Below are 12,353 nucleotides of genomic sequence, written 5' to 3' on the forward strand. Positions count from 1 at the left end.
CAGCTCACCGGGGAAACGGGGCCTCCGGGCCGGATTCATCCACCCAGCGCGGGAGCGGGATCAGACGAGGACCTTGCGGTACCAGTTCGTGGCGTTCGGGTTGTCGTTGTAGGGCGGCACGTCCGCGTACCCGGCGCGCTGGTAGAGCCGGCCGGCGGCCTCCAGGCTGGCATTGGTGTCGAGCACCAGCTCGGCGGCGCCGAAGTCCCTGGCCCGCCTCTCGAGCTCCGCGAGCAGCAGGCCGCCCCAGCCGCGTCCGCGCACGTGCGGTTGCAGCCACAGATGCTTCGCCTCGTACCGCACCGCGCCATCCGCGCCATCGTCGATGCGACGAATGCCGCCACAGCCCACAAAGGTGCGCGACTCGGGCTGCTCGCTCACGAGCAGGAACTGCCCGCGGGGCGGCACGAACTGCTCCGGGGTGGGGAAGGTGGTGCGGTAGCCGCCGGCGTGCGGAAAGGTGGACGCCCGGTCACTGAAGTACTGGGTGAGCAGGGCGATGGATCCCGCATCCGTGACGGAGACCTCGGTGAATTCAGGCATGCCCCTAGGCTACGTGCCGTCGCGCCGGTGGCAACGCCCGCGCTTGGTAGATTGGCAGCATGACAACACGGGTGGCCGTCATCGGCGCAACGGGCAAGATGGGGCGCCTGGTCTGCGACCTGGTCGACAACGATTCCGACTACGAGCTGGTGGCCCGGCTCGACTCCTCCAGCGCCCTCTCCGAGATGCTCGGCGCCGATGTGGCGATCGACCTCACCGTGCCGGCGGTCAGCCAGGGCATCGTCGATTACGCGCTGGACAACGGCATCCGCGTGCTGGTGGGCACGTCAGGTTGGTCCCAGTCCCGGATCGACTCGCTGCGCCACCGCATCAAGGGTCGCGACACCGTGGGTGTCGTCATCATCCCCAATTTCTCCCTCGGCTCGGTGCTGGGCACGGCCCTGTCGGCCCTCGCCGCGCGGTTCTTCGACTCCATCGAGATCGTCGAGGCGCACCAGTCCAGCAAGGTCGACTCCCCGTCGGGAACCGCCGTGCGCACCGCGGAGCTGATGGCCGCCGCCCGCGCCGGCCTGGTGCCCGTCGCCGCGCCGCACATCGACCAGCGTGCCCGGGGACAGCAGATCGCCACAGTGCCCGTGCACAGCCTGCGCATGGCCGGCGTGCTGGCCCGCCAGGACGTCATCTTCGGCGGGTCGGGCGAGTCCCTCACCATCACGCACAACACGCTCTCCGCCGAAGCCTACGAGCGCGGCATCCTGGTGGCCCTGGCCGCCACCCGCGAGTGCGTGGGCGTGACCGTGGGACTCGACCAGCTCATCGACCTGGGTCTGTCCGGCCCGGCGGCCGACGAGCCCGCCGCTGCCGCAATCCCGCCGGCCGGGCCGGAAGAGGCCGAGATGGAGCCCGGCGAATGAAGGGACGCATCGCCGTTGTCGTGATGGCCGCGCTGCTGGTCTTCTACCTGGTGCTGGTCGGCTGGCGTGCGGTGCTGTTCATCCAGAGTGGCGACCCCGTCGGCATCCTCATCGGCGTGGCCCTCATCGTGCTGCCCATCATCGGCGCGTGGGCCCTGGTGCGCGAGATCCTCTTCGGAGCCCGCTGCGAACGCCTGGTCAAGCAGCTCGAGGCCGAGGGAGAACTCCCGGTCAACGACCTGCCCAGCCGTCCGAGCGGCCGCCCCTACCGCGAGGCCGCCGACGCCCAGTTCCCGCAGTACCGTGAGGCAGTGGATGCCGCGCCCAAGGACTGGCGTGCCTGGTTCCGGCTCGGTCTGGCCTACGACGCCTCCGGCGACCGCCGCCGCGCCCGAGCAGCTCTCCGCACCGCGATGTCGCTGGAGAAGTCCGCCGCCTGACCGGTTGCTCCGGCCGCCGTATTCCCCTTCCCGCGCCGCGCAGCGCCGCGCCGCGCCGCGCGTGCGGTCCCGCCCGGGCGAGTTCCCCGCGGAGCGGCGCCTGACCCGCGCTCGGGCTCGTCTCCGCGCTAGGTGCGGCGTTCCGCGGGCAACGCGCCGTTTCGCCGGTGGCGCGCCCGCCGCGTACCGGCGCCTGACCCGCGAAGCGTTTCGGAGGGGGCTCCTGGCTCATCGGTCGAACAGACGGGGATGCCCAGGGATCAACCCCAGGTTCGCCAGCCGATCGGCCAGCCGGGGCACGCTCATCCCCGTGGCCTGATCCCATCGAACGAAGCCACGTACTTGCAGGCGGATCATGTCCTCTCGCACCTTCTCGTCGTACACCACCTGTTCCGCCGTGCGACCATCACGCATCACGGGGTCGAAATACTTGACCCGCCCGTCGCTCTCGCCAACACCCTGCTCGCGCGGAAAGAAAAAGTCGCTGAAGACCGTGCGGCCGTTGATCACGAACGGATGCTGGAGCTCGGGCTCCGGAAAGCCCGCCAACGCAATACTCACCCGGCTTCCCGACTCGCCCGGCGAACCGGACAACGGGGTAGCGAAGTCGATCACGGTGCGTGCTCGGACAGATCCGCGAAACGGCAGCATTCGGTGCCACGTGTCCAGGAGGGTCTGGCGGTCGGTCAGGGGCGGGACACGACCAGAGCGGTCCCATGCAAGGGCCCGGTCGGCTGCGGCTACCGCCGACCTGAGGTCGACCACCGTGGCGAGGTCGATCACGGTGCGCGCCACCGACGTGACGAGCACTCCGTCCCGCACAACCACATCCGCCTCATCGAAGCCCACGGCGTGTTTTCGGATGCCGGGATCCGATCGACCTCCACTGGCCCGGGCCTGCAGGAAGTGCACGTCGGTCGGCCAAGGCACCAACAAGGGGAGTTGCCAGAGCACGGCGGCCGAGTGATGCGACAGCGGCAGTTGCTCTGCGCGGGCGAGGGCCGCCGCCCGCACCACGAGCGCGTACCGCTCGTCGCGGTTCAGGGCTGCCCATGTTGCTGCGCGGCAGTATCGACCCCAGCCGATGCGGTGCAGTTGACCACGTTCGGCGCTCCGACGAAGTCGGAGGTCGGCGCCGAAGGCACGTCGGAAGTCGGCGGCGAGCAAGATCTCGGGCGGTATGGCTGGTTCGTCGTGAGGTTCCGTCATAGGTCGAGGATGCATCCGACCGACCCAGGGTCCCTGCTGTCGCCTGCACTGGGTGACATATTCGATCTCGAGGAACCTGTGGAGGAGCGCCCGTTGGAGGCCCGGACCGAGGACAGGGCGCCCCGAGTGCGACGTCAGGGTCCCGCGGAGCGGCGTGGCTCCCGCGGAGCGGCGTGTGGCCCGCGCGACGGGCTGGGATTCGCCGGCGTGTGGGGGTGCGCGGGGGAGGCGCCGCTCCGCGGGTGGCGTGCCGGGGGCGAAGTGGCGCGGGGCCCGCGCGGGGCTCAAGAGTGGCTCAAGGGTGGTGGAGAGGTCCCGCGGAGCGGCGCGGGGCCCGCAGAACTGCGTGCGGCCCGCGCGACGGGCTGGGATTCGCCGGCGTGTGGGGGTGCGCGGGGGAGGCGCCGCTCCGCGGGTGGCGTGCCGGGTGCGAAGTGGCGCGGGGCCCGCGCGACTCGCACGAGCGCGAGCGCGAGCAAGGAGGGGCGGCGGCCGTGGCCGCGCGCCCCTCTTGCTCAGGCCGCTCGAGCCGGAGCCCTACCGGGCCCCTCCGTGGCCGGGGTCAGCGCAGCATCCAGGTCACGGCCTCGGCCGCGGTCTGGTGGGTGAAGCGGAACCCGTCGGCCTGCAGCTTGGCCGAACTCACCCGCTGGTCGGCGAGCAGGAGCTGGCGGGCGGCATCCTGCAGCGCCAGGGTGAGCACCTTCTCGGGCACGGGGACGAAAAACGGCCGGCGCAGCGCCGTAGCCACGGCCCGGATGATGTCGTTCGCTGTGGCCGGCGTGGGGCCGGTGATGTTGACCGGTCCGCTGAGCTCGGAGCCCAGCAGGTGCACGATGGCGGCGGCTTCGTCGTGCAGACTCACCCACGGCCAGTTCTGGGTGCCGCGGCCCAACGGCCCGCCCAGGCCCAGCCGCACGATCGGCATGAGCGGCTTGAGGGCGCCGCCCTTGGCCAGCACCAGCCCGGTGCGGGCGAGCACCACGCGGGTGACCGCCGGCGCGAGATTGGCCTCCTCTTCCCACGTCGACACCACGGCAGCGAGAAAATCGGTTCCCGGCAGGGAGTCCTCGGTGAGTTCCTCGCCGGGCCGGTTGCCGTAGATGCCCACAGCGGATGCGTTCACGAGCACCGCGGGCGGCGTGCTGCTGCGGCGCATTGCGTCGGTGAGGGTACGGGTGGCCTGCACGCGGGATTCGACGATCTCGCGCTTGTACGACGGGGTCCAGGGCAGGCGCCCGATCGAGGCGCCGGACAGGTTGACCACGGCGTCGACGTCGTCGAGCACGGTGGGGTCCAGGCTCAGCGTCGCCGGATCCCAGCGGAATTCCGAACTGCTGCGGGTGGGACGGCGCACCAGGCGCAGCACGGTGTGACCGGCGGCCTCCAGCTGGCGGGAGAGTTCGGTGCCGATGAGCCCGGAGGCCCCGGAGATGAGAACGCGCATGAGGTCTACCCCGGCCCGATCAGGCCAGCTCGGCTTCGATGGTGATCGCGATTCCCGCGAGCGCCTGCGAAATCGGGCAGTTCACCTTGGCATCCTGCGCGAACGCTTCGAATTCGGCTTCGGTGACCCCGGGCACATTCGCGCTCACGAGCAGATGACTGCCCGTCACGCCGGTTCCCGGAACGAAGGTGACCGCAGCGGTGGTCTGGATGTTGGTCGGCGGGTGGCCGGCGGTGGCGAGGATGTTGGACAGAGCCATCGAGAAGCAGGCCGCATGGGCGGCGCCGAGCAGTTCCTCGGGGTTGGTCGTGTTCGCCGTGCCCTCCGCGCGCGCCTTCCAGTTCACCGGGAATGATCCGGCGTGGGAGGAGTCGAGCGTGACGGTGCCTGATCCGGTCATCAGGTCGCCGGTCCATACGGTGGTTGCTTCGCTGGTCAGGGCCATGGTGTTACCTCCTGGAAGTGGATCACCAGCCTACTCACGGCGCCTGGACCGTTCCCAGGGAATCGGGCGGGAAATCTCCAGAGAACGCCCAGGTTGCCCACAACCGGGAACGTCGACGGCTCATCCGCCTCAGGAGGTGGTCGCCGGGCCCCGCCCAAGGAGACGGGCGCGCACCAGCAGGAGGTAGAGCTGGCAGCCCAGGCAGTAGTCGAACACGGCGTTGAGGAACGCGGCGACGAACGCGGCAGCCGCGGCGATCGGAACGCCCACGGGAACCCCGGCCAGGCCCAGAACGACGCCGACGACGGCGACCAGCAGGCCCACCCCCTGCGCGAACGTGGGCGGTGCCGGGTCTTCGAGGGCGGCCGGCGGGCCGAGCCGCGGGCGCAGCAGCGCCTTGTAAATCAGCCCGTAGGGGTGCCGGGCCACGCCGGCGAAGGCACCCCAGGCGAAGACGGCCGTCTGCAGGCCGAGCAGGGCAAGGGCGGGGCCGGATGCGCCGACCAGCGCCAGGAAGATCACCACAAGCAGTACGACGGCCGTGATTCCCGCGCCGAACCGGGGGCCGCGCGGGTCGATGCCCGGTCGCGCACCGGGCCGCGGGGAGGTGGGGGTATCGGACGGGGGCATCTGGGACTCCATGGCGTTGAGGGTTGGGCGGCAGTACTGACAGTGTTGGCGGTGTTGGCGGTGTTGGCGGTGTTGGCGGTGTTGGCGGTGCTGGCGGTGCTGCAGTGCTGACGGTGTGGGGGAGTGGGCCCGGCCCCGGTGCGCGCCCTCAGCCGGTGCGGACGAGGTCGTCGAGCCGGGCGTGCAGCGCGGCCCGATCGGGCACCCCGCCCACTCGGGCACGCACGGCGCCGGCCGCATCCAGCACGAGGGTGGTGGGCGTCTGCAGGATGTTGAACCGCCGGGCCAGGTCGGCCCGGTGGGTCAGGTCCACGTCGACGTGCGTCACACCGGGGCGGTCGGCCGCCACCTGGGCGAGCAGCACCCTCGTGCCCGGGCAGCGGGAGCAGAACTCGGTGGAGAACTGCAGCAGCGTTGCGTCCCGGCCGAACTCCGCCGGGGCATCCGCCGGGGTGAGGGCCAGCTCGGCGGCCGTGACGGTGACGTCGCCGGAACGCCCGGCGCCGGTGCCGCCCACCGACACGGTGCCCTGCCGATGCCGCCAGAGCAGGCCCAACCCGGTCGACAGCGCGACCAGTAGCAGCAACACGAGGAGAGCGGCGGCCGGGGTCATGCAGGCGAGATTACGCCGCGCCCCGCGCCCGGTCGCTCGTGTGACGGCAGATTACGGCGGCGCTCCGCAGGTCTTCCGAGGCGCCTGACGGCGTCGGCCGGCGCCATCGGCCAGCCCTTTAACGCGCGCGAGAGGGCCCACGGCGGCGCGAGAGGGCGCGCTAGACGATAACCTGTAAAACGTGTCTACTCCTTTCAACCCTTTCGGGCAGGTCCTTGTCGCCCTGGTGACTCCGTTCACCGCAGACGGAGAGGTCGACTGGGCCGGCGTCGAGAAGCACATCGACGACGTCATCACCGCGGGAGCAGACGGCATCGTGGTCACCGGAACCACCGGGGAGACCTCCACCCTCACCGACCCGGAGAAGATCCGGCTCGTCGAGGTGGGCAAGGATGTCGCCTCCGGCCGCGCCAAGATCATCACCGGCGGCGGCTCGAACGAGACCGCGCACGCCATGCAGCTCGCCAAGCAGAGCGAGAAGGCCGGCGCCGACGGCAACATGATCGTCACGCCGTACTACAACAAGCCCACCCAGGCCGGCGTACTCACGCACTTCCGCATGATCGCGGATGCCACCGACCTGCCGGTCATCCTGTACGACATCCCCGGCCGCACGGGCATCCCGATCACCTACGAGACGATCCTGCGCGCCGCGAAGCACCCCAACATCCTCGCCGTGAAAGACGCCAAGGGCGACCTCGCCCAGGTCAGCCGGGTGCTCAACCAGACCGACCTGCTCTACTTCTCCGGCGACGACCCCAACGTGCTGCCGCACCTGTCGATCGGCGCCACCGGCCTGATCGGCGTCACCGCGAACATCGCCACCACCCCGTACCGCCAGATGGTGGATGCGGTCAACGCCGGCGACCTCAAGGCCGCCACTCTGGCGCACCAGCAGCTCGAACCGCTCGTGCGCGCCGTGATGACCCACGTGCCCGGCACCGTCGCGGCCAAGTACATCCTGCACGGGCTGGGCCGCATCGGCAGCCCCCGCGTGCGTCTGCCCCTCGTCGGCCCGGAGGAATCCGAGGCCGCCATGATCGAAGACGAGATCGACCTGGTCCGCAACATCCCGGGTGTCGACTTCACCAACTTCCGTCCCGACCGCAACGCCGCCGCCGGTGGCGCGCTGCCGAAGGTCGCCGGAACCACACGCTAAAAGAAACACCAACGCACCACAAACTCCAGCACCACCAACTCCACATATAGGAGGGCTTATGCCCAACGACGTATACGCACCGCCCGCGCTCCCCAAGGGAACTCTCCGCGTCACGCCCATCGGCGGACTCGGCGAAATCGGCCGGAACATGACCACCTTCGAGATCAACGGCAAGATCCTGATCGTCGACTGCGGCGTGCTGTTCCCCGAAGAGCACCAGCCCGGTGTCGACCTGATCCTGCCGGACTTCACCCCTATCAAGGACCGCCTCAAGGACATCGTCGGTGTCGTGCTCACGCACGGCCACGAAGACCACATCGGCGCCGTTCCCTACCTGCTCAAGCTGCGCCAGGACATCCCGCTGATCGGCTCCGGCCTGACGCTGGCGTTCATCGAAGCCAAGCTCAAGGAACACCGCATCACCCCCTACACCCTGCAGGTGAAGGAGGGCCAGAAGGAGCGTCTCGGCCCGTTCAACCTCGAGTTCGTCGCGGTCAACCACTCCATCCCCGACGCCCTCGCCGTGGCCATCAAGACCGAGGGTGGCAGCGTGCTGCACACCGGTGACTTCAAGATGGACCAGCTGCCGCTGGACAACCGCATCACCGACCTGCGCGACTTCGCCCGCCTCGGCGTCGAAGGCATCGACCTGTTCCTCGTCGACTCCACCAACGCCGACGTTCCCGGGTTCACCCCCAGCGAGCGCGCCATCGGCCCGGTGCTCGAAGACGTCATCGCCCGCGCCCCGCGCCGGGTGGTCATCGCCAGCTTCTCCAGCCACGTGCACCGCGTTCAGCAGGTGCTCGACGCCGCCCACGCCAACGGACGCCGCGTGGCGCTGCTCGGCCGCTCGATGGTGCGCAACATGACCATCGCCGCCGACCTCGGCTACCTCAAGGTGCCCGACGGTGTGCTCATCGACTTCAAGAAGGCCGGGAACATCCCGGACAACAAGATCGTCTACATGTCCACCGGTTCGCAGGGCGAGCCGATGGCCGTGCTCAGCCGCATCGTCAACAACGAGCACCAGATCGAGGTCGGCCCCGGCGACACCGTCATCCTGGCCTCCAGCCTGATCCCCGGAAACGAGAACGCGGTCTACCGCATCATCGACGGCCTCACCAAGCTCGGCGCCAACGTCGTGCACAAGGGCAACGCCAAGGTGCACGTCTCCGGACACGCTGCCGCCGGCGAGCTGCTCTACGTGTACAACGTGCTGCGACCCAAGAACGTGCTGCCCGTGCACGGCGAATACCGCCACCTGGTGGCCAACGCCAAGCTCGCCGTGCAGAGCGGGGTGCCCGTCGAGAACGCGATCCTCGCCGAAGACGGCACCGTGCTCGACCTCCGCAACGGCGTGGTCAAGAAGGTCGGCCAGCTCGACCTCGGCTACGTCTACGTCGACGGTTCCACCGTGGGCGAGATCACCGAAGCCGACCTCACCGACCGCCGCACCCTGGCCGAGGAGGGCTTCATCTCGATCATCGTCGTGGTCGACAAGTCCACCGGCAAGATCATCACCGGTCCGGAGATCCACGCCAAGGGCTTCGCCGAAGACGATTCGGTCTTCGACTCCGTGCGGCCCAAGATCGAGGCCGCACTGGCCGAAGCCGCCCAGAGCGGCAGCCACGACACCTACGCGCTCACGCAGGTCGTGCGCCGCACTGTCGGCCGCTGGGTGCAGGCGTCGTTCCGCCGTCGCCCCATGATCGTTCCGATGATCATCGAGGCGTAACACCCGCCACAGCGCACCATCCGTCAACCCCCGGCCGCCTCGGCGCCGGGGGTTGACGGCGTTTTCAGCCCGGCTACACCCCCAGTAAACGGGTGTCATCCTCCAGGAGGATATTGGCCGGAAGCCCGTCGGCCGGGCATGCGATTCCCCTAGGCTCGAGCCAGCCGACACCGTTGAGGTGCGACCAGGTATGGGGGAATCAGTGAACGTGATGCGCAAATGGGTCTTTCCGATCCTCCGACTCCTGGTGATTGCGGCCATCGCCGTGGCCCTGGTGAAGCTGGCGTTCTTCGCCGACACCGCCGAGGCTCTCGACCCGGCCCAGCCGACCGGCCAGATCGTCGAACCGCAGGTTCCGGTGGCCCTGGGCACCATCACCAATGATGTGACCCTGCCAGGCACCGTGGCGGCCGACGCCGCCGTTCCGGTGAAGGCCGTGGCCATCGGCACCGTCGACGAGATCTTCTTCACCGCCGGGCAGACCGTCACCGCGGGCGACAAGATCTACGACATCAAGGTCGAAACCGTGCGCGACCCGGTCGAGACGACGGATGCCGCCACCGGGCTCGTCACCATCAACCAGCCCAAGCCCGCGATCACCTACGAGAAGGTCTTCGCGCCCGCGGACGGCGTACTCAGCGCGCTCACCGTCATCCACGGCCAGGCCGTCGCGATCGGCGACATCACCGGCCAGGTGGCCCCGCCCACCTACTCCGTGAGCGGTTCGCTCAGCCCGGAGCAGCAGTACCGGCTGGTCACCCAGCCCACCGAAGCCTCCATCGCCATCACCAACGGGCCGGCGCCGTTCACCTGCACGGGCCTGCGCATCAGCACCCCGCTCGCCGGGGCGGATGCCGGCGGCACCGGCGGAACCGGCGGCACCCCAGGTGCGGGCACCTCCACCGGCACGACCGGCGCCTCCGGCACCACCGTGAGCTGCGCCATCCCCGCCGAGGTCACGGTGTTCCCGGGGCTGGCGGCCCAGATCACCATCGCCGGCGGCAAGGCCGAGAACGTGCTCGTCGTGCCCACGACCGCCGTGAAGGGCTCCGCCGAAACCGGCGTCGTCTGGTTCGCACTGCCCGACGGCAGCACCGAGGAGCGCCCGGTGACCCTGGGCATGAACGACGGCACCTCGGTCGAGGTCGTCTCCGGGCTCGCCGAGGGCGACCTGATCAACCAGTTCGTGCCCGGGGCCGTCGCGCCGTCCGACTGCTCGAACCCCGGAGAGATCTGCGCCGGCACGGGAATGACAGCCCATTGACTCTCCTGCACCTGGCCGGTGTCACGCGCACCGTCCAGCTCATCGACGCTCCGCCGCTGACGATCCTGTCCGGCGTGGACCTGGACGTGGCGGTGGGGGACCGGGTCTCCATCGTCGGTCGCAGCGGCTCCGGCAAGTCCACCCTGCTCAACCTGCTCGGCCTGCTCGATAACCCCACCTCGGGTGAGCTCGAGTTCGACGGCCGGCCGGTGCGCTCGTTCTCCTCCGCCGAACGCGACCGGGTGCGTGGGCGCGACGTGGGCTTCATCTTCCAGCAGTTCAACCTGTTGCAGGGCCGCACCGCGCTCGAGAACGTGATGACCCCGCTGCTCTACGCGCGGGGCAAGCAGTTCTGGCAGCGCGCCCGCATCGCCACCGAGATGCTCGACCGGGTGGGCCTCGGCCACCGGCTGGGCGCCATGCCCGACAAGCTCTCCGGCGGTGAACAGCAGCGGGTGGCGATCGCCCGCTCGCTCGTGCGCGGCCCGCGCCTGATCCTGGCCGACGAACCCACCGGGGCGCTCGACCTCGAAACCGGCGCCGACGTCATGGCGCTGCTCGACGAGGTCGCCACGGGCTCCGGCGCCGCCCTGATCACCATCACCCACGACCCCGCCATCGCCGCGCTGGCGACCAGGCACCTGCGCCTGGACCACGGCATCCTCACCACGGCCGGCACGAGCGAGACCGCGGCCCGCGCACTCGCGGCATCCGACGACGACGCCCTCGAGGTGGTCTCGGCATGAACCGGATGATCAGCAACGTGGTCGGCTCCTTCGTCGAGGCCTGGCAGGAACTGCGCATCCACAAGACCCGGGTGATGCTCTCGCTCATCGGCGTGGCCGTGGCCGTGTGCGCGATCACCACTGTGGTCGGCCTCGGTGCCGTGGCGCAGCAGTCCATCGTGGAACAGAACGAACGCAGCGGCGGCCGCTCCGCCACCCTGTCGCTGTACGTCTCCGCCGCCGACGGCACGCCGATCGACGCCGACGTCATGCAGGAACTGTGGACCACGGAACTCCAGCGCTACGGAATCGACTACGCCAGCCGGGTGATCTACTCCACGAAGAACGTGCAGTTCACGGATGGCGCGGTGCCCGTGCAGGCCATCGGCATCGACCAGCCGTACGGCACCATGCACCGGGTGAAGATGTCCGAGGGCGCCTGGTTCGCGCCCGATGACGCCGAGCGGCTCGCCCCGGCGGTGCTCGTCAGTGAGATCTTCTACGACCGCATCGGACGGCCCGACCTGGCGACGCATCCGACGACCACCCTGCTCGGCGCCACGCCTGTCACCGCGGTCATCACCGGCGTGTACCCGGTGGCGACGTGGGAGACCGAACCGGCCATGTACCTGCTGGCGGACACCCTCACCGCGATGTCCTCGCCGGACGAGATCGCGTCGGGCGCGCTCAACCCGAACTATGAGCTGTGGGTGCCACCGGAGGTCAGCGACGACATCATGTCCGCCGTTCAGCGGGACCTGACCGCGGCACTCGGCGCCGGCACTCAGGTGTCGGTCAACCGGCAGGACTACGGGGCGTACGGGGATGATCCCTTCGCCTCGATCAAGCTGCTGGTCGGGGGAGTGGCGGTCCTGGTGCTGCTGCTCGGTGCCCTCGGTCTGGTGAACATCGCCCTGGTCACGCTCAAGCAGCGCATCCGGGAGATCGGTGTGCGGCGCAGCTTCGGCGCCACCGCCGGCCGGGTGTTCTTCTCGGTGATGATGGAGAGCATCGTGGCCACCCTCGTGGCCGGCGTGGTCGGCGTGATCGGTGCGGTGCTCATCGTCACCAACCCCGCTGTTCAGGGTTTCATCGCCCAGGGCTCGGTCACCGACTTCCCGCCCTTCCCGGTGGAGGCGGCCCTGTTGGGCTTGGCCTGTGCCACGGTCGTCGGTGCGCTGGCAGGCCTGCTGCCGGCCCTCGTGGCGGTGCGCGTCAAGGTGATCGACGCGATCCGCTATTGATCGCTCGCGGGGTCGGGGAGCGCT

13 protein-coding genes are annotated in these 12,353 nt (G+C 69.8%); 7 read left to right on the top strand and 6 right to left on the bottom strand.

The features are described 5' to 3' along the window. Positions 1–60: 60 nt before the first annotated feature. A complete protein-coding gene (locus PA27867_RS05730) occupies positions 61–543 on the bottom strand; it encodes a GNAT family N-acetyltransferase (protein ID WP_066594334.1) in 483 nt (160 codons plus the stop codon). 59 nt (positions 544–602) lie between these two features. Between PA27867_RS05730 and dapB the strand changes: the two genes are divergently transcribed. Further along, positions 603–1,418: a 4-hydroxy-tetrahydrodipicolinate reductase gene (gene dapB / locus PA27867_RS05735; protein WP_066594336.1), complete on the top strand. Its 816-nt coding sequence runs from the start codon at positions 603–605 to the stop codon at positions 1,416–1,418. Then, complete coding sequence (locus tag PA27867_RS05740) at positions 1,415–1,858, top strand: hypothetical protein (RefSeq protein ID WP_066594338.1); 444 nt, start codon at positions 1,415–1,417, stop codon at positions 1,856–1,858. Before dapB ends, PA27867_RS05740 begins: the two co-directional genes overlap by 4 nt. Positions 1,859–2,086: 228 nt before the next feature. Here the strand turns inward: PA27867_RS05740 and PA27867_RS05745 are convergent, their stop codons facing one another. The 5 genes from PA27867_RS05745 to PA27867_RS05765 form a co-directional block, all read right to left on the bottom strand. Further along, positions 2,087–3,067 carry a hypothetical protein gene (locus PA27867_RS05745; protein WP_066594339.1) on the bottom strand — a complete coding sequence of 327 codons (981 nt, stop codon included), beginning with the start codon at positions 3,065–3,067 and terminating at the stop codon, positions 2,087–2,089. Between the two features lie 562 nt (positions 3,068–3,629). After that, positions 3,630–4,514, bottom strand: coding sequence for a TIGR01777 family oxidoreductase (locus tag PA27867_RS05750; RefSeq protein WP_066594340.1), 885 nt, complete (start codon positions 4,512–4,514; stop codon positions 3,630–3,632). A 19-nt stretch (positions 4,515–4,533) separates the two neighbouring features. Next, entirely contained in the window at positions 4,534–4,959 is a 426-nt protein-coding gene (locus PA27867_RS05755; protein WP_066594342.1) for an OsmC family peroxiredoxin, read from the bottom strand. Positions 4,960–5,088: 129 nt separating this feature from the next. Continuing rightward, the gene (locus tag PA27867_RS05760) at positions 5,089–5,589 is read right to left on the bottom strand and encodes a DUF4395 domain-containing protein (RefSeq protein WP_066594343.1); all 501 of its coding nucleotides are present in this window, start codon (positions 5,587–5,589) and stop codon (positions 5,089–5,091) included. 148 nt (positions 5,590–5,737) lie between these two features. Beyond that, the gene (locus tag PA27867_RS05765; protein WP_066594346.1) at positions 5,738–6,202 is read right to left on the bottom strand and encodes a TlpA family protein disulfide reductase; all 465 of its coding nucleotides are present in this window, start codon (positions 6,200–6,202) and stop codon (positions 5,738–5,740) included. A gap of 181 nt (positions 6,203–6,383) precedes the next feature. Here PA27867_RS05765 and dapA point away from each other — a divergent pair, with 181 nt between their 5' ends. From dapA to PA27867_RS05790, 5 genes are all read left to right on the top strand, one after another. Further along, the gene (dapA, locus tag PA27867_RS05770) at positions 6,384–7,361 is read left to right on the top strand and encodes a 4-hydroxy-tetrahydrodipicolinate synthase (RefSeq protein WP_066594348.1); all 978 of its coding nucleotides are present in this window, start codon (positions 6,384–6,386) and stop codon (positions 7,359–7,361) included. A gap of 58 nt (positions 7,362–7,419) precedes the next feature. After that, positions 7,420–9,096 (top strand): ribonuclease J, encoded by a 1,677-nt coding sequence (locus PA27867_RS05775; protein WP_066594351.1) that lies wholly within the window; start codon positions 7,420–7,422, stop codon positions 9,094–9,096. Between the two features lie 190 nt (positions 9,097–9,286). Beyond that, a complete protein-coding gene (locus tag PA27867_RS05780; protein WP_157109136.1) occupies positions 9,287–10,360 on the top strand; it encodes an efflux RND transporter periplasmic adaptor subunit in 1,074 nt (357 codons plus the stop codon). Then, complete coding sequence (locus PA27867_RS05785; protein ID WP_066594352.1) at positions 10,357–11,106, top strand: ABC transporter ATP-binding protein; 750 nt, start codon at positions 10,357–10,359, stop codon at positions 11,104–11,106. Before PA27867_RS05780 ends, PA27867_RS05785 begins: the two co-directional genes overlap by 4 nt. Further along, a complete protein-coding gene (locus PA27867_RS05790) occupies positions 11,103–12,329 on the top strand; it encodes an ABC transporter permease (protein ID WP_084020743.1) in 1,227 nt (408 codons plus the stop codon). The genes PA27867_RS05785 and PA27867_RS05790 overlap by 4 nt, the downstream gene beginning before the upstream one ends. Positions 12,330–12,353: the final 24 nt, after the last annotated feature.

Origin of the sequence: Cryobacterium arcticum (assembly GCF_001679725.1) — a bacterium.
Lineage (GTDB): Bacteria > Actinomycetota > Actinomycetes > Actinomycetales > Microbacteriaceae > Cryobacterium > Cryobacterium arcticum_A.